Source organism: Pectobacterium betavasculorum (assembly GCF_000749845.1).
Lineage (GTDB): Bacteria > Pseudomonadota > Gammaproteobacteria > Enterobacterales > Enterobacteriaceae > Pectobacterium > Pectobacterium betavasculorum.
This window is the reverse complement of record NZ_JQHM01000001.1, coordinates 445,719-470,434: the sequence shown is the minus strand read 5'-3', so window position 1 is coordinate 470,434 and position 24,716 is coordinate 445,719. Positions and strand designations below refer to the sequence as shown.

Annotated in this window: 20 protein-coding genes and 3 pseudogenes; 16 read left to right on the top strand and 7 right to left on the bottom strand. The window is 52.4% G+C overall.

What is annotated here, in order from left to right:
- Window positions 1–183 precede the first annotated feature (183 nt).
- Window positions 184–1,020: a MipA/OmpV family protein gene (locus KP22_RS02065; RefSeq protein ID WP_039311806.1), complete on the top strand. Its 837-nt coding sequence runs from the start codon at window positions 184–186 to the stop codon at window positions 1,018–1,020.
- Between the two features lie 67 nt (window positions 1,021–1,087).
- On the opposite strand, the pseudogene KP22_RS02060 reads toward KP22_RS02065, so the two are convergent.
- A pseudogene (locus KP22_RS02060) lies at window positions 1,088–2,062 on the bottom strand (IS5 family transposase).
- Window positions 2,063–2,090: 28 nt separating this feature from the next.
- Between KP22_RS02060 and KP22_RS22660 the strand changes: the two are divergent.
- Window positions 2,091–2,309 (top strand): annotated as a pseudogene (locus KP22_RS22660) (threonine ammonia-lyase); the annotation flags it as partial.
- A 41-nt stretch (window positions 2,310–2,350) separates the two neighbouring features.
- Here KP22_RS22660 and KP22_RS02055 read toward each other — a convergent pair.
- Both KP22_RS02055 and KP22_RS02050 read right to left on the bottom strand, forming a co-directional pair.
- A complete protein-coding gene (locus KP22_RS02055; protein ID WP_039307544.1) occupies window positions 2,351–2,653 on the bottom strand; it encodes a helix-turn-helix domain-containing protein in 303 nt (100 codons plus the stop codon).
- Window positions 2,654–2,670: 17 nt separating this feature from the next.
- Complete coding sequence (locus KP22_RS02050; RefSeq protein ID WP_039307542.1) at window positions 2,671–3,009, bottom strand: type II toxin-antitoxin system RelE/ParE family toxin; 339 nt, start codon at window positions 3,007–3,009, stop codon at window positions 2,671–2,673.
- A 396-nt stretch (window positions 3,010–3,405) separates the two neighbouring features.
- Here KP22_RS02050 and yghU point away from each other — a divergent pair, with 396 nt between their 5' ends.
- Entirely contained in the window at window positions 3,406–4,245 is an 840-nt protein-coding gene (gene yghU / locus KP22_RS02045; RefSeq protein ID WP_039307540.1) for a glutathione-dependent disulfide-bond oxidoreductase, read from the top strand.
- A gap of 109 nt (window positions 4,246–4,354) precedes the next feature.
- On the opposite strand, the gene KP22_RS02040 is transcribed toward yghU, so the two are convergent.
- Complete coding sequence (locus KP22_RS02040; protein ID WP_039307536.1) at window positions 4,355–5,320, bottom strand: chemotaxis protein; 966 nt, start codon at window positions 5,318–5,320, stop codon at window positions 4,355–4,357.
- A 1,029-nt stretch (window positions 5,321–6,349) separates the two neighbouring features.
- Between KP22_RS02040 and KP22_RS02035 the strand changes: the two genes are divergently transcribed.
- Window positions 6,350–7,087, top strand: coding sequence for a helix-turn-helix transcriptional regulator (locus KP22_RS02035; protein WP_039322116.1), 738 nt, complete (start codon window positions 6,350–6,352; stop codon window positions 7,085–7,087).
- A 188-nt stretch (window positions 7,088–7,275) separates the two neighbouring features.
- On the opposite strand, the gene KP22_RS02030 is transcribed toward KP22_RS02035, so the two are convergent.
- The gene (locus tag KP22_RS02030; RefSeq protein ID WP_039307531.1) at window positions 7,276–8,076 is read right to left on the bottom strand and encodes a pyrroline-5-carboxylate reductase family protein; all 801 of its coding nucleotides are present in this window, start codon (window positions 8,074–8,076) and stop codon (window positions 7,276–7,278) included.
- Window positions 8,077–8,121: 45 nt separating this feature from the next.
- A complete protein-coding gene (locus KP22_RS02025) occupies window positions 8,122–8,895 on the bottom strand; it encodes a VOC family protein (protein WP_039307529.1) in 774 nt (257 codons plus the stop codon).
- A 365-nt stretch (window positions 8,896–9,260) separates the two neighbouring features.
- Here KP22_RS02025 and KP22_RS02020 point away from each other — a divergent pair, with 365 nt between their 5' ends.
- The 6 genes from KP22_RS02020 to KP22_RS01995 all read left to right on the top strand — a co-directional run bounded on the left by KP22_RS02020 (window position 9,261) and on the right by KP22_RS01995 (window position 16,439).
- A complete protein-coding gene (locus KP22_RS02020) occupies window positions 9,261–10,889 on the top strand; it encodes an ABC transporter substrate-binding protein (RefSeq protein WP_039322114.1) in 1,629 nt (542 codons plus the stop codon).
- A gap of 6 nt (window positions 10,890–10,895) precedes the next feature.
- Window positions 10,896–11,870 carry an ABC transporter permease gene (locus KP22_RS02015; RefSeq protein ID WP_039322111.1) on the top strand — a complete coding sequence of 325 codons (975 nt, stop codon included), beginning with the start codon at window positions 10,896–10,898 and terminating at the stop codon, window positions 11,868–11,870.
- A gap of 63 nt (window positions 11,871–11,933) precedes the next feature.
- Complete coding sequence (locus tag KP22_RS02010) at window positions 11,934–12,767, top strand: ABC transporter permease (protein ID WP_039307523.1); 834 nt, start codon at window positions 11,934–11,936, stop codon at window positions 12,765–12,767.
- Window positions 12,764–14,380 (top strand): ABC transporter ATP-binding protein, encoded by a 1,617-nt coding sequence (locus KP22_RS02005; protein WP_039322108.1) that lies wholly within the window; start codon window positions 12,764–12,766, stop codon window positions 14,378–14,380. The genes KP22_RS02010 and KP22_RS02005 overlap by 4 nt, the downstream gene beginning before the upstream one ends.
- 225 nt (window positions 14,381–14,605) lie before the next feature.
- Window positions 14,606–15,355, top strand: a complete 750-nt coding sequence (locus tag KP22_RS02000; RefSeq protein WP_039322104.1) for a CDP-diacylglycerol diphosphatase — start codon at window positions 14,606–14,608, stop codon at window positions 15,353–15,355.
- Between the two features lie 145 nt (window positions 15,356–15,500).
- On the top strand, window positions 15,501–16,439 hold the full coding sequence (locus KP22_RS01995) for a LysR family transcriptional regulator (RefSeq protein WP_039322101.1): 939 nt from the start codon (window positions 15,501–15,503) through the stop codon (window positions 16,437–16,439).
- 12 nt (window positions 16,440–16,451) lie between these two features.
- On the opposite strand, the gene KP22_RS01990 is transcribed toward KP22_RS01995, so the two are convergent.
- Window positions 16,452–17,582 (bottom strand): ABC transporter substrate-binding protein, encoded by a 1,131-nt coding sequence (locus KP22_RS01990; protein ID WP_039322098.1) that lies wholly within the window; start codon window positions 17,580–17,582, stop codon window positions 16,452–16,454.
- A 237-nt stretch (window positions 17,583–17,819) separates the two neighbouring features.
- On the opposite strand from KP22_RS01990, the gene KP22_RS01985 reads away from it, so the two are divergent.
- From KP22_RS01985 to KP22_RS01960, 6 genes and pseudogenes are all read left to right on the top strand, one after another.
- Window positions 17,820–19,397: an ABC transporter permease gene (locus KP22_RS01985; protein WP_039322095.1), complete on the top strand. Its 1,578-nt coding sequence runs from the start codon at window positions 17,820–17,822 to the stop codon at window positions 19,395–19,397.
- Entirely contained in the window at window positions 19,394–20,203 is an 810-nt protein-coding gene (locus KP22_RS01980; RefSeq protein WP_039307509.1) for an ABC transporter ATP-binding protein, read from the top strand. Before KP22_RS01985 ends, KP22_RS01980 begins: the two co-directional genes overlap by 4 nt.
- 16 nt (window positions 20,204–20,219) lie before the next feature.
- The gene (locus tag KP22_RS01975; protein ID WP_039307508.1) at window positions 20,220–22,013 is read left to right on the top strand and encodes an aryl-sulfate sulfotransferase; all 1,794 of its coding nucleotides are present in this window, start codon (window positions 20,220–20,222) and stop codon (window positions 22,011–22,013) included.
- Window positions 22,014–22,407: 394 nt separating this feature from the next.
- Window positions 22,408–22,803, top strand: a pseudogene (locus KP22_RS01970) (RpnC/YadD family protein); the annotation flags it as partial.
- 182 nt (window positions 22,804–22,985) lie between these two features.
- Window positions 22,986–23,840, top strand: coding sequence for an ATP-binding cassette domain-containing protein (locus KP22_RS01965; protein WP_156103765.1), 855 nt, complete (start codon window positions 22,986–22,988; stop codon window positions 23,838–23,840).
- Window positions 23,837–24,664 (top strand): ABC transporter ATP-binding protein, encoded by an 828-nt coding sequence (locus tag KP22_RS01960; protein WP_039322092.1) that lies wholly within the window; start codon window positions 23,837–23,839, stop codon window positions 24,662–24,664. Before KP22_RS01965 ends, KP22_RS01960 begins: the two co-directional genes overlap by 4 nt.
- Window positions 24,665–24,716 lie beyond the last annotated feature (52 nt).

The window sequence follows — 24,716 nt, the reverse complement described above, 5'->3', positions numbered from 1 at the left end:
AATGAAGAACGTCTGAAGAAAAAAGCGGTATCAGTAAATCTATCAGGTTTGCAGAACTGGAACTTACTTCAGTCTTTCTTCATTTTGGGCTCATGAGAACTTCAGGGTAAGCATTCAAACTGAGCGTTCTGGCGTTTAAAACCGCTTGTATCGTAGTCAGTTGAACCCACAAGGATTTCCTTAATGAGAACGATCGAACTGAGTCATAAGTTCCTCCATTCACTCTCGGGGCGTACCCTGGGAAAATTGTTGTCAGGATTTGTCCTAGCATTACTGGCAACCCCAATACTGGCAGCAGAACAGAAACAGGGCAACGAGTTGACCCTAGGAGGAGGAGTGGAGGTTGCGCCACGTTATTCTGGTTCGGATGAAAACCGAGTCACGACGGCCCTAGTGATTGATTACTCGATGGTAAATGGTTTCTTCATCAGCTCCACGCGTGGTATCGGTTATGGTAACAACATCGGCAAATTTGATTACAGCGCTGCGCTAAGTTATCGCGCAGGCCGAAAGGATCGTGACGTGGACAGCGACTCACTCAGCTACGGTAGCGACTACCTGCGCGGTATGGGTGACGTTAAGGGCTCAGCTATCGGTATGCTTGGCCTAGGATACGAGGTGACCGACTGGCTTAATTTTCAATTGCAGGCTGAGGTACCGGTTTCTCAGCGAAGCAATGGTGAGGCTCTGCATTTCAGCATTGTCAGCCCGCTTTATATGTCATCGAAAAACTCTGTGACGCTGGCGCTGACCAGTAGTTGGGGAACCAGTAAGTACATGCAGACTTACTACGGAGTAAGTGCATCACAGTCGGCCGCATCGGGGTTTACTCGATATGATGCCAAGTCTGGTATTTATGCCTACTCACTGAATATGGACTGGACGCACAAGCTTAATCAAGACTGGAGCGTAGTTGCCGCAGCAGGTTTTACGCAGTTGGCTGGTGATGCACGAAATAGTCCAATTGTTCAACGAAAAACATCGCCAACGGGCAGCCTGAAGGTGACATATAGCTTCTGATCGGTGTCCGACGGCTTTGTTGAATAAATAAGATTCCGTGCGAACGTCCCTGTAGCGGGTCGGATTATCAGGCAACACGCACGCTTTCTGGCATACCTGCCTTCGTCATTTTGTTCAGTGCACGTACCATGGCCAGAGCCTCTGCAACCTGACCATCGTAGTCACGTAGTGTCAGTGAACCTCCGAACAGCTGTTTTAACCGATACATGGCCGTTTCCGCTATAGTGCGACGGTGATATTCCGTTGTCCATTTCCACCGTGCATTGCTTCCGCTCAGCCGCTCAGCCGCTGATTAGCAACGGCACGGTTGCGGTCCGCATACTCATCTGGCCAGTAACCGCTCCCTTTCGGGGTGGAATGAGGGCGCTGATTTTCTTACGGCGCAGTTCATCGTGACATAACCGGGTGTCGTAAGCGCCATCGGCGGCGACTGACCTGATTTTCCGGTGGGTCTGCCGGATTAACCTGGGGAAGGCCTCTGAGTCTGTAACGTTGTTAAGCGACAGGTCAGCACAGATGATTTCATGTGTTTTGCTGTCAACGGCCAGATGCAGCTTTCGCCAGATACGGCGGCGTTCTTTGCCGTGTTTTTTGACTTTCCATTCGCCTTCACCGAAGACCTTCAGCCCGGTGGAATCAATCACCAGATGCGCGATTTTACCCCGGGTGACCGTTTTAAAACTGACATTGACCGACTTTGCCCGCTTGCTGACACAGGTGTAATCCGGACAGCGCAGCGGAACGCCCATCAGGGTAAAAATGGAATCAATGAAGCCCTGTGCAGCCCGCAGGGTCAGCCGGAATACGCGTTTAATAACCAGAACGGTAGTGATGGCAATGTCAGAATAGCGCTGAGGTCTTCCGCGTGCTGAAGGCGGGGCGGTGTCATACCACGCCTTAATTGTTTCGTCGTCCAGCCAGAAAGTCATGGAGCCACGGTTGATAAGCGCTTTGTTATAGGTGTGCCAGTTGGTGATTCTGAACTTCTGCTTTGCCACGGGACTGCCTGCGTTGTCAGGGAATGCGTGATCTGATCCTTCAACTCAGCAAACGTTCGATTTATTCAACAAAGCCTATCAGAAGCTGAAATCAAAGCTGCGATGCTGTCAATGCTCGAACTTCACCGTCATGTTGTCGAGCCTTCAGGAGTACCAGCCGTTGCAGGAGCCATTCGCTACGCGAAGGAGATTGGGGGACGTAAAACCGTCTGCGTTGTCACCGGTAGGAACATTTCGAGCTCACGTTATCTCACGCTACTCAATGAGGCTGCACCCAGTGTGGATAAGTAGGATGTTCAAGTGCCCTCTTCACGGTCAAAATGCGTTGGGCATTACAGCATAAATTCGTAATGAGAGCCGTCAGGCAGCTCGACGTCAAGACGTAGCTTACTGCCGGTCGCCTCAACATAGCGTTTGAGTGTGGAAAGTTTCAGATCGCGACCAGGCCTCTCCATTACCGCCACGGTCGGCTGCTTTAATCCAAGCATCTGCGCCATTTCTACTTGCGTTTTTTGCACTCTCTCACGCAGTTCAGCGAGATGAATGTTTAACAACATGTCTGCTGCTATAACGTGAGCATCAATGACAACCTCTGGTTTTTCATCCGCAAGAAGCTGTTCCAGCGTTCTGCCCATGGCATTACTCCTTTTCTCTATTTTTTCAGATAATTGGTGAATTCTCGATCGGCAAACGGGATCATCTCATCGTAAAAGCGCTTTTCATTGCCAGACTTATTACCCGCACAGAGCAGGATCCCTCTACGATGTGGGTCGAAGGCAAAAAATGCCCGTATCGGCATCCCCCGGCTCTGAATACGCAGCTCTTTCATGTTGCTATAGCGGGAACCTTTGACCGTATCAGCATAAGGTCGAGGTAACATGGGCCCCTTTTCTCGTAGCACGATAAGTGCTGCAAGCACACAAGCTCGATCCATGTCGTTTAATGCGCTTAACCAGCGATCAAACGCGTCCGTCGTTTCAATTCTCCACACAAATCCCCCTTACAAATATAGATCAAAATCTATATAGCAGTAAAGCTATAACTTGGATGATGAAGTGACAGCAGACGATATGCACAGGCCAGTGAACGAAACCGGAAACGGTATTCCAATACTTCTGTGGAGATAAAATGAAATGACGATCATCGTGCGAGCAAGGTCGCACTGGTTGATGAAGTTGAAAACCCGGCACACTCTTGCCAGCGCTTTACCGTCGGTTATTAAGCCCTGACGACGATCCGCACATTAACCACTTTCCTTCAGTAATGTGCGGCTCTCGCGCTATATCAATATGAGGTAGAGATAGAACAGAATGGTATAAGCGAGCTGTATGAGTTTGTTATGGTGTTGGCTTAGCTCGCTCTTTTTTCATGCATAAGGAGTTTTTGAATGGCTACGTCTCCAACCTATGTGCCACCAAAAGTCTGGCAGCCCGTACCTTCCGGCGGCGCTTTCGCCAATATTAACCGCCCGATAGCCGGTCCGACGCACGAAAAAGCCCTGCCCGTTGGCAAGCATCCGCTTCAGCTTTACTCGCTGGCGACGCCAAATGGCGTGAAAGTAACCATCATGCTAGAAGAGTTGCTGGCGCTGGGCCATTCGGGTGCCGAGTACGATGCCTGGCTGATTAAGATAGGCGATGGGGATCAGTTCTCCAGCGGGTTTGTCGACATCAACCCGAACTCCAAGATCCCCGCGTTGCTTGACCAAAGCGGCGACAAGCCGATTCGCGTATTCGAGTCCGGCTCCATTCTAGTGTATCTGGCCGAGAAATTTGGTGCACTACTGCCAAGCGACCTCGCCACGCGCACTGAAACCCTAAACTGGCTCTTCTGGCAGATGGGTTCCGCCCCTTACGTTGGTGGTGGATTCGGGCACTTCTACGCCTACGCGCCGGAAAAATTTGAATATCCAATCAACCGCTTTGCTATGGAAACCAAGCGCCAGTTGGATGTGCTCAACCATCGACTGGCAGAGAGCCGTTATCTGGCTGGTGATAGCTACACGGTTGCTGATATTGCCGTCTGGCCGTGGTACGGCGGGCTGGTACAGAATGCGATCTACTCCGCTGGGGAGTTCCTGTCCGTACACGAGTACACGCATGTGATTCGTTGGGCCGACGAGATTGCCACTCGTCCAGCTGTGATTCGCGGTAGGAAAGTCAATCGCACCTGGGGCGAAGAGTCTGAACAAGTCGCCGAACGCCATCAGGCGTCCGATCTGGATTAATCCTCTGCCGCCAGATCAATACTGACCGCATTCAGAGACGAAAAAATCGGCCTCTGCCCTCTCCCGTAAAGGAGGAGGCAAAGGCCGAATGTTCTGACTGCCAGAATAATTAACGACGCGCTTTATTCAGTACGGTTTGAATCGCCGTCGACAGTTCGTTGATCTCGAATTTCGCGACGTAAGCATCTGCACCAACATTACGGACGTGATCTTCGTTGGCGCTACCAGACAGTGAAGAGTGAATCACCACGGGGATATTCTTCAGGAATTCTTCACGCTTGATATTTCTGGTCAGCGTAAAGCCATCCATTTCCGGCATTTCCAAATCGGTTAGGACAAGTGAGATTTTATCCGAGATGGGTCGCCCTTCCGACTGCGCTTCTTGCGCAATTTTCCGAATCTTGTTCCAGGCATCCTGTCCAGTGATATGCATACTAAACGGAATACCCATCTGAGTTAGCCCCTGCTCAAGCAGCGAACGGGCAACTTTGGAATCTTCCGCCACAATCGCAATCGCGCCAGGCGTGTAGGGATAGGTCTTATCTTCTGCGTTCTTGAGCCTGGTTTCACGATCGCCAGGAATAATATCAAACAGAATCTGTTCAACATCCAGCACCAGCGCCAGACGATTGCTGTCTTTGTCGGTATCAAGGCGCGCGATACTGGTGATATAGGAGCTACTCACGCCCGCTTCCGCAGTCAGAACCTGGCTCCATTCCAGACGAACGATATCGTCTACCGATTCCACTGCGAATGCCTGCGTACTACGCGCATACTCAGTGATCAGGAGAATGTTTAGACCCGTATCCGGTGCACTGCCAACCACGGCAGGAAGATCGATAACGGGAATGATTTGCCCACGAATGTTGACCATGCCCAGCATCGGCGATTTCATGCCAGCCGCTTTAGTCAACGTAGGCATTGGCACAATTTCGCGCAGTTTAAATACGTTAATGCCAAACAGCTCAGATTTGCCACCTTCAGGTGATTTGCCCAGTTGGAATAATAAGAGTTCGAATTTATTAGCAGAGGTGAGGTTTGTTCTCTCATCAATCTCTTTTTGAAAATTATCCATGCTTTCCTCAGTGCGAGTCATTATTTATAGGTATAGCGTAATCAGGCAACATTCGAGATGTGAGTAACATGAACTAACATCTGACCGCTCCACTGTACGTGATAGTCGTGTTCTTCAATCTTATCCAGCGTCAAACGTAAAATATTTATTCGTTGTGTCAACTTCATCATCCAACGACGGCAATCATCGGACCAGTAGACGGATATCAACCCTCTCAGTGTAACGGTCGGCTCACATCCTTTAAGGTATCGATAACATTCCCTGAATCATTACTATCGGCAGGATTTGCCAACTCCTTATCCTAAATCGTGACAGAAATGTTGCCTGCGAAGAAAACCGCCACCTCTGCTGACATCGCAACCAGAACGTTAAAAACATAACGCTCGGTTCAGTTTAACTAAAGGTACTCATGCCAAGGTTTACGCATAGCGATAGTCACGGTGTTATGGCACATAAACGGTTGGCGGTAGAATATGCGGGCATCAATCTCTGCCGTCAGCAGCGTCAGAAACTGCAATGCTCACCTCCGTGAATCCCCCAACTTAAGCGTCAACTGCACTATCGCCGCCGCCTCTTTACACCAAGCTGCCTCACAGGCTGTAAAAACGGGAAAAATACAGCAATGAAGCCAAAAGGCGATGGGAGTTGATGAGGGAAAACGGATTATTTACTATCCAGCTCCGAATGACGTGGAATTCTAGCCGTTCGTTGCGGGAAAGGCCGCATATAAGCAATGTGAAGTGACGGTAAAACTGCTTTTAGGGCGCATGGTTTAGCACCACACACCCTAAATTCAGTCGACAGAACAGGAACAAAATTATGGATAATTCCCTGGGTTGGCAAATCAATTTGTAACAATTTTTTTAAAATTTACTTTCTTAAATTTTTTTGTAAATTGCCCTGTTCATGAAAAAATTATAAGTGATATCATGAGGTAACAGTACTTAGACTTAGGTATAGGTCAGTACTATACTTTTATGACGTGATCTATATCATAAGTACATTCTCGCTTTTTATTGAGGCCGTTACATGTCTGTATTTTGCTCTGATAATGAAATTATCAATAACACGATAAAAAGCTATCTCGGCCGAAAGTTAAAACAATATGGCGACCTGAAATACGCCTATATGATCATGAATAAGAAGAACCCGTCTCAGGTTGTGATCATCTCAAATTACCCGCAGGAATGGGTTAATACCTATAAAGAAAATAACTATCAGCATATTGACCCCGTTATTTTAACGGCAATAAATAAAGTTTCGCCTTTCTCCTGGGAAGACAACATCGTTATTAACTCTAAGCTGAAGTTCTCCAAGATTTTTAATCTGTCAAAAGAGTACGATATTGTTAATGGCTACACCTTTGTCTTGCATGACAACAATAATAACCTGGCGGCGCTATCGATTATGTTTGAAGAATATGCTCCAACGGATATGGAAAGTATTGTTGAGGAAAACAAAGACAAACTACAAATGCTGCTCATTGCCACTCATGAGAAAATCACCACGCTTTACAAAGAGATGACACAAAGCCCGCAGAGCAGGAAGCAAGGCGACAAAGAAATTTTCTCCCAGCGCGAAAACGAAATTCTTTACTGGGCCAGCATGGGAAAAACCTACCCGGAAATTGCGCTGATTCTGGATATCAAAATCAGCACCGTGAAATTCCATATTGGTAATGTGGTAAAAAAACTCGGCGTGCTGAATGCCAAACATGCCATTAGGCTGGGCGTGGAATTACAACTCATCAAGCCTGAGCCCCTATAATTGTCATCACGTCTATTTTGCCTATGTACGTTGGCAACAGTGAGAGTTATCAGGATAAACACGCTATCTTCGTACCGCGCTACAGTGCTGGCATCAGCCTGAACGGCTTGATTGATACCTCGTTCGGCGCGTTACTGCCTCATCTGGCTTTCAACGTGATGAGGCCGCACGACTTCGACAATGCAATACTAACGAGCATCGGCAAGTTCTGTGGTTCTTTTTACTGCCGCTAATACGCTACGCTGCAACCCCGCGGCAAAATCACTGTTGTTGAGTTCATAGAGTCCATGCATCCCGACCCCGGCTGGAGAATTATTGATATCCAGCAATTGACGTGGATGTTTCTGGCTAAGGCGCAACATTTCCGCCGCACCAACCAGATTTTCCAATACAACCTGCGTTGCCTGAGCACGCGGTAATCCAGCCAATACCCCAGCATCGGTCAGTGACTCAACAAAATAGTAGATATAGTTTGGCCCCGCCACGGCAAATCCGGTGAAAATGTCAATCAGGCGCTCTTCCAGATACAGCGTTTTACCAAAACCCGACAGAAACGTCTCGATATGTTCCGGTTGCGCCAATGTATTCAACGTAACACCGCTGTAGCCATAGCCGGTATCCGTCAAGGTATTGGGGATCACCCGCGCAATCGCCTGCTTTTCACCCAACAGCGCGGTCAGTTGCGCCAACGTAACTCCCGCCACAATCGACACCACCGTGCTTTGTCTTGATGCAAAGGTGTGGATTCGTCTGGCGACCCCCTCAATATCATCTTGGGGCCGTACGCCAATTACGATCAGATCCGCCTGTGCCAGTGCATCGTCTGCATGATAAGACGCCAGATGAAACGCCTCGGTTAGCGTCTTCACACGGCTGCCATCAATATCTTCCACGCTGATTTGTGCCGCGTTAAACGTATTTCTCGCCAGAGAAGCACGAATAATCGCCTCGGCCATCTGCCCTGCGCCAATAAAATGAACCTTTGCCATAGATCCTCGCTTCAATTTTACTCACTCTATTCATTCTTTCTGCGACTAGTTATCTATCGCGACAAATTGATATTCACCGTCTCCAACAAACAGGCTCTTATTGATTAATTCCGGACTGTTTGTTTCCAGCCGCACCGCAGTTAATGCGTTTTCTTCGCCCCGCTGAAAAATAAAACGTCTATCGCCTACACGTAATTCATTTGCAGATAAATCGGCCAGAGAAAAATGAAAAACTTTTTGCCAATGTGCAGCGACTTCCTCAGGTTGCCGTACCTTGAAAATCAATGATTGGAGGGTAACATCACCTGCGGGATGCGGCCGATCGACACCACGCTCCCGTAACAGGTGCAGCCGTTCATTATCAGGTTCCCCCCATTGGATAATGAAAGGGTAAGCGACCCCTTGAAAATCCCCATCGATGGTAAACATCCGCCATTCAATCAGGTTTCCCTGTTTATCATGACGTTGACCCGCGATCAGCGGTGATAGCGTCAGCCCTTGCGACTGGAGATCGGCATAGTGGGCTTCAATATCATCACTACGCAACGCAACACGATGTAATACCTGTCGTTCAGGAAGAAACGTTTGAATCTCTCTGGAAAGCAGAAAGCTGTCCCGCGCCGCCTCCAGTTCATCCGCGTCGCGAATACTTAAAAACTCGACATAGGTCAGCCCAAAGTAACTCAACGCATTATGGGTTCCCCAGCCGGGATGTGATCCACCGGGAAAGGCGTGCAGGCGATGAGTAGTCAGTACCTTAACCGCGTCTTGTAGGTTATTCACATAGTGAACAACGTGATCCAATAATAGTGTGGCCATAACATTCTCAAATAATCTCTACCGCTGTCGGGTTAGCCTGCTCTCAGTTACTGACAGGCAGGACGACTTGATGCACCGCTAAACGGCCATGCGTGAAGAAAAACGAAGAACTATTAGAAACCAATCACCCCCATTTGCTAATAACTTATTTGGATTTAGTTTTCCGAAAAATGAATATATAAAATTTGAGTTTCATATATATCAATAATGCAAGGCAATAGCATAAATCGTCATTTCACTAATAATCATGATTGATTTTATGCTCTTATTTCTTTGGTTTTTCTCTTTTTATCCAGCGTTATTTCGCGCCATTACCGCCAGCAAATTGATGGCGCAAAGGATAGCGTCTTATACAGGGACTATTTATGAATATCTCACGCAGACGGCTTTTGCTCTCTTCTGCCGCAATGACCGCGGTATGGCCTTTCACCAGCTTTTTATCAGCCGCACACGCCAGTCAGGGCAGCGTGTTATCCGGTACCCCCGTCAAAGGCGGCACGCTCGGCGTACATATTGCTGCCGAGCAGCGCATTCTTAATCCGGCGCTTCGCGCGTCTACGGGCGTGTATATTGTTACCAGTAAAATCATCGAATCGTTGGTCGATCTTGATGCCAGCGGCAGTATCGTTCCACAGTTGGCAACTGCATGGCAAAGCTCTCCAGACGGAAAAACCATTACGTTTACGCTGCGCGAACAGGTGAAATGGCATGATGGCAAACCCTTCACCTCCAAAGACGTACAGTACAACGCGCTCGAACTCTGGAAGAAACAGCTCAACTACGGCACGGCACTTCATCAGCATTTAGAAAGCGTCGACACACCGGATGACCATACCGCCATATTTCATTACTCACGTCCTATGCCGCTCGAACTGCTGCTGCGCGCGCTGGCCGATCTCGGCTACGTCGTGCCTCGTCATGTTTACGAAAACAGTAACGTACTGGAAAATACGGCCAATAATGCCCCTATCGGCACCGGCCCCTTTAAGTTTGTTCAATACGAACGCGGTCAGTACATCATCGCAACTCGTAACCCAGACTATTGGCGGCAGGATCAACCCTATATCGAGCGTATCGTGTGGCGTATCATTACCGATAAATCCGCCGCGACGGCCGCACTGGAAACCGGGCAAATTCAACTCAGCGCCTATTCGCAGCTTTCGCTTGCCGATCTGGATCGCCTGAAAACGCATCCGGACTTTGAGGTCACGGCACGCGGATCTGAAGCTAACGTATTCAACAACACGCTTGAATTCAACTTCCGCCGTAAAGAAATTGCCGATGTACGCGTCAGACGTGCCATTGCCCACGCCATTGACGTACCGTTCTTTATCGAGAACTTTTTATACGGCCAGGGCAAACCCGCCACAGGGATTATTCCGTCGACATCAACCGCGTTCTACCCAGCAAACAGCCAGCCGCCCTACCCGTTCGATCGCCAGAAGGCCAACGCGCTGCTGGATGAGGCAGGCTATCCTCGCAAGGGCAAGGGAGAACGGTTTTCACTGAAATTGGTACCGATCGCTAACGGCGAAGATGTCACGCTTTTTGCTACTTTTATCCAACAATCGCTCGCGGAAATCGGCATACGCGTGGACATCACTAACTTTGACTATGCTGGTTCCTTGTCCGCCGTTTACAAAGAGCATAATTTCGATATCGCCACTGGCTGGCATCAGTATCGCGGCGATCCGGCCGTATCCACCACGGTATGGCTGCGATCCGGCAGTCCGGCCGGTTCACCCTGGACGAATCAGTACGGCTGGCAGTCAGATGTAGTGGATAAACTCATAGACGATGCCGCATCCGAGATCGACACGTCGAAACGGCGCGCGCTCTATGCTGAGCTGGTTAAAGAGGCCAATGAGCAGTTCCCTGTGTGGTTTGTTACCGAGCGTCAGTTCTATACCGTCGTCAATAAAAAGCTAAAAAATGCCCTTAACAACGCACGCTGGCCGTCCAGCAGTTGGCATGACGCCTGGCTGGAGGCGTAAAGCGGGATGAAATTCTTATTGCTTACTTGCCGCCGTCTGGCGGCGGCCATTCCTGCTCTGCTAATCATTCTGGCAGGTCTTTTTCTGCTATTGCAGTTTGCCCCCGGCGACACAGTGGATGCGTTGGTCGCACATATAGGCGGCGGCGATCCTACTATGATCGAAGAACTGCGTCGCTACTACGCGTTGGATCAGTCTACCGCCGTGCGGCTCGGTGACTATATGTGGCGACTGGTACACCTCGATTTGGGACAGTCGGCGATCTACGGTAAGCCGGTTGTTGACGTCATTATTGAACGTCTGCCCGTCACGCTGCTGCTGATGGCAAATTCTCTGGCTCTGGCCGTCACGGCAGGCATGGTACTGGGGATTATCGCGGCACGTCGGGTGAATCGCTGGCCAGATACGCTCATTTCTCTGCTGGGACTGGTGTTTTACTCCACACCGTCATTTTGGTTTGGATTGATGGGGATCTTTCTGTTCTCTATTTATCTCGACTGGCTCCCCTCCGGCGGATTTGAAACCATCGCCAGCGGCCTGACTGGCATCGATCGCCTGCTCGATATCGCCCGACATTTGGTGCTTCCAACTCTGACGCTGGCACTCATTTTTCTCGCCATTTACCTGCGTATTATGCGCGCCGCCATGTTAGAGGTCGCCACGCTGGACTTTGTGCGCACCGCCCGCGCCAAAGGGGTAAGAGAGAATCGCATCATTATTCGGCATATCCTTCGTAATGCTCTCTTGCCGCTGATTACGTTGGTCGGCTTGCAGGCAGGTACCATGCTGGGAGGCTCAGTGGTCGTGGAAAGCGTATTTTCGCTGCCGGGTTTAGGCCGTCTGGCGTATGAGTCCGTTATGCAGCGCGACCTCAACACACTTCTTGGCGTCGTCTTTGTCTCGGCGCTACTGGTTATTGCGTTGAATTTTCTCGTCGATCTGCTTTATGCCAGACTCGACCCGCGCATTATCCGTGAATAAGTTCGCCAAAACGATCCCGAAAAAAATCGGATAAATAATATGTGAGACTGGCAGGAAAACACGATGCTTCTTTTTTGTAAACGTTACGCACACAACCCCACTGCGCTGCTCGGGCTGGTGATATTATTAATGGTGGTAGCCATGGCGCTTACCGCCGATCTCTTTTTTCCTGACAACCCTTTGCGGCTAGCGGGACGACCGCTGCAATGGCCGTTACAAAATCCCCGTTTTCTACTGGGAACCGACCAAACAGGACGAGACATCGCGGCCCAAATTTTCCATGGCACGCGCATTTCTCTAACCATTGGCCTGATCGCTACCTTCATCGCCATTGCTATTGGCATCGCCGTTGGCGCATTATCGGGCTTCTACGGCGGCATCGTCGATGACGTGTTGATGCGTTTCACCGAAGCGTTTCAGGTTCTACCCAACTTCCTCCTGCTGCTGGTGTTAATTGCCGTATTTGGCTCCTCGCTGGATACCGTCATCTGGGCTATTGGCGTTGTGTCCTGGCCACCCGCTGCTCGCCTGACGCGTGCAGAATTTCTGTCTCTGCGTAACCGGGAGTTTGTGCAGGCAGCTCGCTCGCTTGGCATGCGCGATATCCCCATCATGTTCCGCGAAATATTGCCCAACGCGCTGCCGCCTATCATCGTCTACGCCAGCGTCATTATGGCCGTCGCCATCCTGCTGGAAAGTGCCTTAGCTTTCCTGAATCTCTCCGATCCCAATGTGCCCTCATGGGGCAATTTAATCGGTGCGGGTCGCAGTGTCCTGCGTCAGGAATGGTATGTGTCCGCGATCCCCGGCGTGGCCATCTTATTAACCGTGCTCTCCGTGTCGTTGGTGGGACAAGGGCTGAACGATGCACTCAATCCGAGATTAAAAAAATCATGAGCCCATTGTTATCCATAGAAAATCTCAGCGTCGCTCTGCCCAAAGACGGAGACCGCCAATGGGCGCTCCGCGACGTTTCACTTGAACTTTATGCTAACGAAATTCTGTGCGTCGTTGGCGAAAGTGGTTCCGGTAAATCCATGACGGCCAGTGCCATTATGGGGTTACTCCCCGATCAGGTCAGCGTCACACAAGGGCGTATTCTTTTTGAGGAACGTGATTTGCTGACGCTATCTGAGCAGGATATGCGTCAGTTACGCGGTGCACGTATCGGAATGATATTTCAGGATCCGATGACCGCGCTAAACCCGCTGCAAAAGATTGGTGACCAGATTGCAGAGATGTTTATTACCCATCAGCCCACGTTGCCGCGTCGTGAACGAGAACGACGTGTGCAGGCGCTACTGGCAGACGTGCATATTCCCGACCCGGCGACGGCGGCACAGGCGTATCCACATCAGTTATCCGGTGGGCAACGTCAGCGCGTAGTCATTGCCATGGCGCTAGCGCTGGAACCCAAGGTGCTCATCGCCGATGAGCCAACCACCGCGCTAGATGTCACTACTCAGGCACAAATACTGCAACTGATCCGTGAACTTCAGCAACGTCAGGGCACTTCCGTGCTTTTTATCACCCACGATTTCGGCGTGGTTGCCGACATCGCTGACCGTATTGTCGTGATGCGGCAGGGTGAACCGGTAGAACAAGGTGACATCCAGCAGATTCTTTACGCTCCTCAACACCCTTATACGCGTTCTCTGATTGCCGCCATCCCCGCACAACACCCGGCACAGCCTCGCCCAGTGGCAGATAATGCGCCGATCCTGACGCTCAATAATGTGGTGAAAACGTTTCGTCAACCGGGTTGGTTTTTACGCCACAGACGCGAAGAAAAGGCGCTACAGGGCGTCAGCCTGACACTGCCGCAAGGGAGCACGCTGGGCATTGTGGGCGAAAGCGGGTCTGGAAAATCGACGCTAGCACGCTGTATTGTTCGGCTGTATCAGCCAGATTCCGGGGAGATTGAGTTTGACGGGCGCAACCTCACACAGTTGGGACGACGTGAGCTACGCGGATACCGCCGCCATATCCAAATGGTATTTCAGGATCCTTACTCATCGCTCAATCCTCGCCAACAGGTGGGAGAAATTGTGGCAAAAGGATTGCTGATTCAGGGAATACCTCGCGCAGAGGCGCTAGAGAAGGTGAAAACGCTGTTCACGCTGGTGGGGCTGGATAAACAGTCGATACAACGCTATCCGCATGAATTCTCAGGTGGGCAGCGCCAGCGCATCGGATTGGCGCGCGCGCTGGCGCTGGAACCTCGCATTTTGGTGGCTGACGAACCCGTTTCCGCACTGGATGTTTCGGTGCAGGCACAGATATTGACGCTTCTTGCCGATTTACGCGAACGACTAGGGCTGTCCATGATTTTCATCACCCACGATCTACGTGTCGCCGCGCAGGTATGTGACCGCCTGATTGTCATGCAAGCCGGCAAGATCGTAGAACAAGGTTGCACACAACAACTGTTTCAACACCCACAGCACGCCTACACACGGCAGTTGATCAACGCCATTCCTGGTCGCGACTGGCAGGCGAAAATAGCCTGATCGGGATGCCACAGACTCACAGCCTGTGGCATCTCACTGCATTCATTTCCCCTATATTCCTATCGTCATTGCCCTGTCATTTTTGTATGGTGCGCTATCCGTCATAGACACCGCACACGGCGCTGAAAATAAGCGCGGTATGTTGTCGATGCCGCACCGCAGCGTTAACGGTAATTTGCTTGCGGCATTTTATCTTGATCTTCAATCCAGGTGGAGACCCTCAACATGTCGAAAAAACGTGTCATCGGTGTAGTGCTATCGCTCGCAGCGGTCATTGCACTTGGCTGGTGGATGTTCGGCAGGGGAAACAGTAACGCGCTATGGGAAATCACCAGCGAACAGTGCGTACCCAACCAGCAGCGCAATAGTAATCCGGCCCCCTGTCTGGAGGTCAATCTGGCAGAGGGCTACGTACTCTTTGATGACAGAAAAGGCCCTTATCACGACCTGCTACTCCCAACGGCTAAAATCAGCGGCATTGAGAGTCCTGAACTCTTGCAGCAAAACACGCCTAATTTCTTCATGCAGGCGTGGGATCGGCGCAGCCATCTGTCGCGTGAAGCAGGTAAACCGATCAAAGATGATTATATTTCGCTGGCGATTAACTCACGCTATGGTCGTACGCAAAACCAACTGCATATCCACATTGCCTGTCTGCGTCCCGAAATTTATCAAACGTTGAATCAGCAGTTCCCGACGCTCTCTGGCGACTGGAGAGCGCTGCCCGTGAAAATTAACGGGCACATCTATCTGGCAAAAACGCTCACGGCGAACGAACTGACGCAAAGCGATCCGTTCAAAACCTTAGATCGCTACGCACAGCAGCGAAATGAATCTATCGGCAAATACGGCCTTGCAATGGTTTCTACGCCAACAGGAGAAAAGGTGCTGCTCGCCAGCAGCCTTGATGTATTCAATATGAGCCTCGGCTCCGTGGAAGAAATTCAGGACTTTTCTTGTGCGCTGGCGAAATAGCCGCTGACCGCGCCAGACGGTCACTTCCGCTTGCTGGAGGTTGATAGCAATCAATTCGCTATAACTTATAACGTTTTGTTCATTGCGTTGCTATCCAACCTCCGCCTAAAAAGTGGGGAAAATCGATACGGTAGGTAGCCGCAACATGCATCTGGATTTACGGCAATTACGCAATTTTCTTGCACTGGCCGAACACGGGAGTTTTGTACAGGCCGCAGACGCTGTCTGTCTGTCGCAGTCGGCATTCAGCCGCAGTATTCAGGCGCTGGAACAAGCGATGGGACATCCGCTTATCGATCGTCAAAGCCGACGCTTTGCGCTGACGTGGCAGGGTAATACGCTGCTGCCATTTGCGCGGCGTATGCAGGAGCTGTCCTGGGAGTTGATGACCGACATGCGGCAGATCAGTGAGGCGCAGGAAGGCGAACTCACATTCGGCTGTGGCCCTGCGCCGTCTACCGCGCTGATCCCCAAAGCGGTCGCGCATTTCCATGCCCTTCGCCCGCGGGCCAGAGTGACCTACAGCGTGGATAACTGGCAGTCCCTGCGTGAGCGGTTATTGGCCGACGAGTGGCCTTTCATTGTTGCCGATACCTGGCAGGCTGAAATGGAAACCAACCTCCATGTACAGCCATTAAGTCAACAGCGCTGCTTCTTTATTTGCCACTCTTCACACCCGCTGGCACAACAGACAAACGTGACGCCGGACGATCTGCTGCGCTTTCCCCTCGCCTCCCCCTTTATGCCTGTCGGCATGCGCAAGGTTCTGGCTGCCCTCACGCGCCAGCCCGACCATCGGCCGCAAATTCAGTGTGACCATATCTATTCCGTCTTCAGCATCCTGCGGCATACGCAGGCTATCAGCTTCGCCAGCGAGGATGGCTTCGCGCTAGGACGGTTAAGCCATCAACTAGTAGAAATTCCGCTGACGGGAACACCACCGGAATGGGGAAACATGCAAACCCGCTTCGGCATTGTCACCTGTTTGCAGAGCACGCTGCCGCCGCTGGCTGAACTGATGATTGAAACCATACTGGCGCAGGACAGGCTGCGCTTACCGGCTCCGGCACTACCGACCCTGTAAGCGCCTTGATGATTATTTCGTCGGATTACCGCTGGCATCATACACCGGCCAATTTGACTCCAGCGCTTTTGCTTTTAGCGCCCGATCGGCAAACTGGCCAGCAAACCAGTCGCTGGCCAAGAACGTGTTGCGAATCAGCCCAGCCGCTTTCGCCCGTTCGATACTGTCCTGCAAACTACTGAGCAGGAATGGATCGAGACGCGGCGAGCTTTGGAAAGGGAGATCTTCCGCTTTCAGCTCTTCCTGAAAAATCGCCTGCGGAATCTGACTCTGCTTAGCCATCAACGCGGTGTATTCCGGCAGGTGTTGCGCATCGCCGATCCACTGCGCATTGTCCACCAGCACATTCACCAGTTGCTGCGTCGTGCCTGGATAGCGATCGATAAAATCCTGCGTCGCCAGCACCGCAGCCTGCGTGGTGTTCGACCAACCCAGCGCCCGGCTGGTGGTGACAATATTGATGCCCTGCTTACGCAACGCCAGCAGAGAAACACCGCCCCACACTGCATCAACGCGTCTGGCCGCCAGCGCCGCTTTGCCCGCCGTCCAGTCCAAATTAATCACACGCACGTCCCGCTCGTTCAGCCCGACGCTTTTAAGCGCCCGTTCAAACGACAGCTGATCGGCCGTTCCTTTGTAGACCGCAATCCGCTTGCCGCGTAGGTCTTCAATGCGCTGAATGTCCGATTCCGGTGTCGCCGCCAGATAAGAATTAGAACCACGCGACCCCACCAGCACCCGCGTCGGTAGGCCTCCCGCACGGCCAATAATGGCGGCCAGATCGCCCAGATACACCACATCCAACTGTTTGTTTGCCAGTGCCTCATTCACCGCCGGTCCTGCTCCTTTAAAGAACGACCACTGAATTTTGATGCCCTGCGGCTCAAATTCTTTTTCCAGTTGCTTTTGAATATGCGCCAGCCCCAGAGGCCCGCGGATAAAGGGCTTGCTACCTGCGCTTTGATCCGGCAAACCGATACGAATCGCCGTCGGCTTCTGTGCATCCGACGTTACGCTATCGTCCGCCTGTACTGCGGAAACAAGCGCGGCACTCATCAGTAACGTCAGGCCAAGAATCTTATTCATTCCCATCCGCCAGCGAGAATAAGGGGTTATCAAATTTAAAGGGGTTGCGTGCTGCATCGATGTTCCTCAGTAATCTGTTTCATCTGCCATGAAAACTAACGAACCGTCGGCGTCAGGCTTAAATAACATTTATAGGTTTGTTCAGCGGAAAAAAGCATAAATCAGCGCTGGTGGGCTCGAGGTTCGCATATGCATTTATTGCACGACGTCCATCGCTTTATTGCATTGGCCTTCAGTATGTAAACCTGTTTTTTATTACTTATTCATCCAGCTGTGATGCTTTCGTGGAATAAAATGAATAAGTCGATAGGGCTGAAAAAAACCGTGATTGTCTGGCCTTCGCTGCCGATAGCGCTGGCCTATCCGCTTGTCGTGCCACTGGTGGTGCTGGTGCTGTGGTACATCAGCACCCACTACAGCTGGATGCCTGCCCAGATTCTTCCTGCACCCAATGTCGTCGCCAACACCGCTGTTGAACTTTGGCATAACGATCTTCTGCCACAGCTCTTTATCAGCCTACAACGGTTAGTCAGCGGTCTGCTGGCTGGTTTACTGGCAGGAACATTGCTCGGTGCACTCATGGGAGCATCACGCCGCGCCGAACACCTGCTGCATCCCACGGTGTACGCGCTGGCGCAGATCCCGACGCTAGGCTGGATCCCGCTATTTATGGTGCTGTTTGGCATTGATGACGCATTGAAGCTCGCGGTCATCATCAAGGCCGTCATTATTCCGGTGGCGTTGCATACGCAAACGGGCGTACGCAATGTGCCGCATGCGCTACAGGAAGTTGCCCGTACCCTGCGCCTGCCGTGGCACCAGCGCCTCATCAAATTAACGCTGCCTGCCGCCTTCCCGACCTGGCTAACTGGCTTACGGCTCGCGCTTTCGCAGGCGTGGGTGTCGCTGATTGTGGTGGAACTGCTGGCATCGTCTCAGGGCATCGGCTATCTGCTGGTATGGGGACGTCAACTGTTTCAGCTAGACATCGTGTTTGTCTGCATCGCCGTCATCGGGCTGGCTGGGCTGACGATGGAGTGGCTGATCAATCAACTGGAACGCCGTCTGGTCTTCTGGCCGCATCCGCCACTCAGCCAATTAACCACAACGCCGTCTCGCAAACTATCGGCACTGGTTTTACCGTTTCTGCTTCTGCTGTTATGGCAGCAGGCCAGCCGCTTCGGCTGGATCGATCCTCTCTTGCTTCCCCCACCCGCAGACGTGTGGCACATGCTGCTACAAGGCATCCGCGATGGTTCACTCACTGAAGCGATGCAGGCCAGTCTGACGCGCGCGCTCGCCGGCGCGGTATGCGGCATTGTCGCGGGTCTCGTAGGCGGCGTGCTGCTGGGACTAAACACCACCAGCGACGCCCTCTTCACGCCCACGGTCGCGACGCTACGCCAGATTGCGCTGTTTGCCTGGCTGCCGCTGCTGACCGCCTGGGTCGGTAACGATGAGGCTGGAAAAATCACGTTTGTCGCACTCGCGTCCTTCTTTCCCATGCTGGTGGCCAGCCATCGCGGCATTCGCCAGCGTTCGCAGGCCCTACAAGAAGTCGCACAGGTACTGCAACTGCGTTTATCGACCCGCCTACGGGTTCTGATTTTACCGGGTGCTGCACCTGCCATCTTCGCGGGTTTACGCCTGTCGCTGATTTACGCCTGGCTTGGCACCATCGGCGCAGAATATTTCATGTCATCCGGCACCGGAATCGGCAGCCTGATGATCAACGCTCAGCAGTTGCTGGATATGCCTCTGATTATCAGCGGCATGTTATTGATTGGCTTAACGGGCGCGGCGCTCGACCGCGTCGGATTAGGTCTGGAACAGCGGATGACGCGCTGGCGTTCCGCAGGAGAAATCGTATGACATCCATAACCCCTGATGTGCCACCGCCAGTGGTGCAGTTCGACCATTTGCGCAAGCAGTTTCGCGTACAGGGCGAGGCGCTGACGGTGATTGAGGATTTTTCTCTGTCGATTCACAGCGGTGAGCTGGTGGCAATTGTCGGCAGCAGCGGCTGTGGCAAATCCACACTACTGCGCATGTTGGTCGGGTTAGACAACGACTATCAGGGGCGCGTGCTGGTCGAAGGAAAAACCGTGCGCGGCATCGGACGTGAGCGCGGCATGGTGTTTCAGGAACCACGCCTGTTTCCGTGGCTGACGGTGCGGCAAAACATCGCTCTCGGGCTGGCGAATGAGTCAATCAGCGAAAAAGAGCGCAAACGCCTGATCGACCACTTCATTCAGCTAGTGCATTTGCAGGATTTTGCCGACGCCCTGCCCGCACAGCTTTCCGGCGGTATGGCGCAGCGCGTGGCTATCGCGCGCGGGCTTGTCGGCAATCCACGCATCCTGATGCTGGATGAACCTTTTGGCGCATTAGACGCCTTGACCCGGCAGCAGATGCAACAGGAGCTGCGTCGTATTCATCAGGAAGAAGGCACCACCACGCTGCTGGTGACACACGACGTCGAAGAAGCGGTCTATCTTGCCGACCGCGTTGTCGTGCTGGCACCGCGACCGGGCCGTATCCGCCAGATTGCAACCATTTCGCTGCCGCATCCACGCCAGCGTGACAGCCAGGCTTTTCACCAGCAGTGCAGCGCTCTGCTTGCGCTACTGACACAGCCTGCCGACACGGCTACCGCCCTCTCTTCTCTGAACACGTAAATACTGGAGCACCATCATGGGACACCCTTCCGTCTACCCAACCGGCACGACAATTTACAACCCGGAAAAAGCCTGGGGCGGCTACACCGTCTTTCAGGCGCTGGAGCGCGGCGCAGTGCTGGTGGATATGAACGGCACCGAACTGCGCCTGTGGGAAGGCCTGCACGGTTTCCCCAACAAAATTCTGCCCGGCGGTTACATCCTCGGACACAGCGGCGAACGTGATTCGCGCTACGGCATGCAGGACATGGTCGATCTGATTCAGGTGGACTGGGATGGCAACGTCGTCTGGAAATTCAACGGTTATGAACACATTACCGATCCAGACCTTCCGCCCGAATGGATGGCGCGCGTCCATCATGATTACCAGCGCAGCGGCAATCCGGTCGGCTATTACGCACCGGGGCAAGAACCGCAGTCGATTGGCGGCAATACGCTATTACTGGCGCATACCAACCTGCACAATGAACGCATCAGCGATAAGTTGCTGCTTGATGACACCATCATTGAGGTGGACTGGCAGGGTAATATTTTATGGGAGTGGCGATGCAGCGACCATTTCGACGAACTGGGTTTTGACGACGATGCCAAAACCGCGCTGTACAATAATCCCAATCTGCGCAAGAGCGGTGGCGGGATGGGCGACTGGATGCATATCAACTCGATGTCGGCACTCGGCCCCAATCCGTGGTTCGATCAGGGCGATACCCGTTTCCACCCCGATAACATCATCTGGGACGCCCGCGAATCCAACATTATCGCCATCATCGACAAGCAGAGCGGTAACATCGTCTGGCAGCTTGGCCCCCATTACAATACGCCCGAACTCAAACATATCGGCTGGATTATCGGCCAGCACCACGCGCATATGATCCCTGCGGGGTTGCCGGGCGCTGGCAATATTCTGGTGTTTGATAACGGCGGCTGGGCAGGCTACGGCGCGCCCAATCCGGCATCACCCGATGGGGTAAAAAACGCCTGGCGTGACTATTCCCGCGTGTTAGAGATCAATCCGGTAACGCTGGATATTGTGTGGCGCTATTCACCTTATGAAGCGGGCATTCCACACCCAACCGACGCCTTCCGTTTTTACAGCCCGTACATCAGCAATATCCAGCGCCTGCCGAACGGCAATACGTTGATCAATGAAGGAGCTAACGGTCGGCTATTTGAAGTCACCGTCGATCACGAAATTGTCTGGGAGTTTATTTCCCCCTACTGGGGCAAGACGGTGAATACCAACATGCTGTATCGCGCCTACCGCGTTCCCTATGAGTGGGTGCCACAGTTGCCTCGCCCACAGGAAACACCGGTGATCGCTCCGGATAACACTCAGCTACGCCAGCCCGGAGCCACCGCCCCCGGCTTCGCTAGCGTGATTCGTATTGACGGCACCCGCCCCTATAAAAAGAGCGGCGATGCCCTGTGTGTCGCGACCGACAGCGAAGATCTCAAGCGCAGCCCAAAACTCTTTGCCGTCAACCGAGAGCGCTTTGCTCCGCTTACCGTCGACGACTGGACAGAACGGGCAGCACAAACTGAACCACAGCTGTTGCTGGTCGGTGCCGAGCGCTGCGTCCACTGTAAGAGCCTCTATCGCCAGTTGGAAACGATTCTGGATAACGAGGAATACCGCCAGTTGTCGAGCCATTATCTGGACGCCGATCATCACATTACACTGGCGGAGAAACTGGCGGTAAGAACACTACCGACTTTGCTATGGATTGAAAACGGTGAAGAACAGGCTCGCCTAAGTGGTGCACAACAGCCCGAACGACTGCGCCAATGGCTGGCAGAGCAGCAAGCCTAAACCCCACGACACCTAAAGCGATCTCGCTTCCAGTGAGATCGCTTCTATCCATCCACATGGATTTCTACGCACATGCCACAACTTATGATGGTTTCTCAATCATCCGGCTTAAAAAATTATGCAGCGGTGGGCATGACCGCCGAGTGAGCGACAGGACGTCGCGAAAGCCAGTGCCGCGTCAGGAGCGCGTCACTGGCGGCTCGACTAGCGGTCATGAACACCGATGGTACCGCGAAGCGGCATAATTTAGCCGGAAGCCTGGGTTCTCAGGGCGGCGGCAATTGAGCGCCCTGAGTCGGGCGTATGTACGGTACTGTATATGAATGGTGGTGTTAATACGCACGAAACCACTCCTGAATATTCATAGACATACGACAAAGAGACAACAGTACACCGAGATATGCTAGAACTGGCGCAGGATATCGGGCTATTATTTGAACGCTGGCAGGTGCCGCTACCGCAAAAAAGAGCAATTCTGTTTTACATCGCACGAAGCGGTAACACGTCAAGGCCAGCAGACTTTATTGAGGCCGTCGCGCAATCTCTGTCAACGGATCGGGAGGCAATCATGACCATCGCACAACAGCTTGAGAAAATTGGGTTTGAAAAAGGCATCAAACATGGCATGCAGCAAGGAATGCAACGGGGTATGGAGCAAGGTATAAAAACCAGTGCTCGCCACATTGCTCGCCAACTCCTGTTAAGCGGCATGGAACCGGATCAGGTTTGTCAGATTACTCAGTTGAGCGCAGCAGAACTGGCACAACTCAGTAATGAACCTAACGAGTAACCACTCAAGATACGCCGCGTTTCCCGACGATTTACTCCCCCCCTTTCTCATCATCGACGCAAGCGGTTAAGGCTGCGTCGATAGAGTGATTTATTCGCTCTGTGTCACATTTCCTTTGCATCATTTCGCCTTAATTTGTTATGTTATTACATATCGACTTACACTGACCCTATACGTTAGCCATGATTAACTGGAACAGACATACAGACGCCATTCTTCAGGTAGAAAACCTGAGCCTGTCTATTGGTGGTGAAACCAAAGTCAGCGATATCAGCTTTACGTTATTCGCAGGTGAACGTGTCTGTTTACTCGGCGCATCCGGTTCGGGTAAATCTCTTACTGCCAAAGCGGTAATCGGCACCCCACCTGCTGGGTGCCAGATTAGCGGCAATATTCGGGTCAATGGTGAAGAGGTAGGTCAGTTGAAAGCACTGGCACGCCCTCATACCAGCCGCGTCTCTGCCGTTTTTCAGGATTCTGCAACAGCCCTTAATCCCCTCATGCCGTTAGGAAAACAGCTCTCTCTGGCGTTGAAAGCTCCCTCTTCCGCTGAGCTTTCTGTGCTCCTGGCTGCCATGAAGCTGGATGATATTCCCAATCTGCTGCAACGCTATCCTGCCGAACTATCCGGTGGTCAGCGCCAGCGTATTTGTATTACCCTCGCGCTGCTTGGCAAAACTCGCTTGCTGGTCGCGGACGAACCCACAACCGCACTTGATGTCATCACCCAGCAGCAGGTATTGCAGGTGTTACAGGAACGTAGCGCGCAGCCGGATGCGCCTGCCCTGTTATTTATTACGCATGATATTGCCGTCGCCGCCCAACTCTGCCAGCGCGGTCTGGTGATGGAAAACGGTCAGATCGTTGAATCCGGCAGTATGCGGCAACTCCTGAATGCACCACAGCATCCCTATACACGTAGTCTGGTCGCTGCCGCGCGTCGCGTTGACAATTTTTTATCAACCAGTGCCTTATCCAGCAATGTTCTATCCAGCCATGTGTTCCCCACCGCCGTTGCCGGAGCACTTGCCGGATGAATCACCATCTGCATGCGGTGTCTTCACCGTTTTTACGTCTTGAGCACGTCAGCCGCTATCGCCAGACGCCACGTTTGCCGTGGAAAAAGGCCGATCCTGCCAGCGCCATTTTTCACAACCTGTCGCTGGATTTGCAACAGCACGAACGCGTCGGTCTGGTCGGCGCTTCAGGCTGTGGCAAATCTACGCTGCTAAAAACCCTGCTTGCGCTTGAAGCGCCTGAGAGTGGCGCGGTGTACTGTGACGGCAACCTGATTAAGCTCGGTTCGGTGCGTTCACTCCTGTGGTATCGACGCCGCGTTCAATATATTCCGCAGGATCCGGCAGGCTCGCTCGCCCCACGCCAGCGCGTCGCCGATCTCCTCGCTGAGCCACTGAAGCGGCTCCGTCCCGATGAGAGCCATCGCGCTAGTGAAAAGAATTTGCATGACGTTATGGATCAAGTTGGGCTAAGCGTTTCGCTTCTGGACAAGGTCGCCGGGCAGCTTTCCGGTGGGCAAGCACAGCGTGTTGCGCTGGCGCGAGCACTCATTGTTCGCCCTGCGTTTTTATTGGCAGACGAGCCCGTCAGCGGTCTGGATTTGCCGCTGCGTGAGCAGATTAAAGCCCTGCTTCAACAAGTCACGGAACAAAACAAGATGGGATTACTGATGGTATCGCACGATATTTCCATGCTCGCAGGGCTGTGCGACAGGATGCTGGTCATGGATAGCGGGCGCATCATTGAAGATCGTCCCACCGCCGAGGTGCTGGCCTCGCCAGAACAGGCGCATACCGCCCGTTTATTGCAGGCCGTGCCTGGGCTGTCTGCCTCCGGCTATTAGCTCGCCGAAAACGCGTTTCTTACAATAGCTGACTGTTTTAATAGTTTATTAA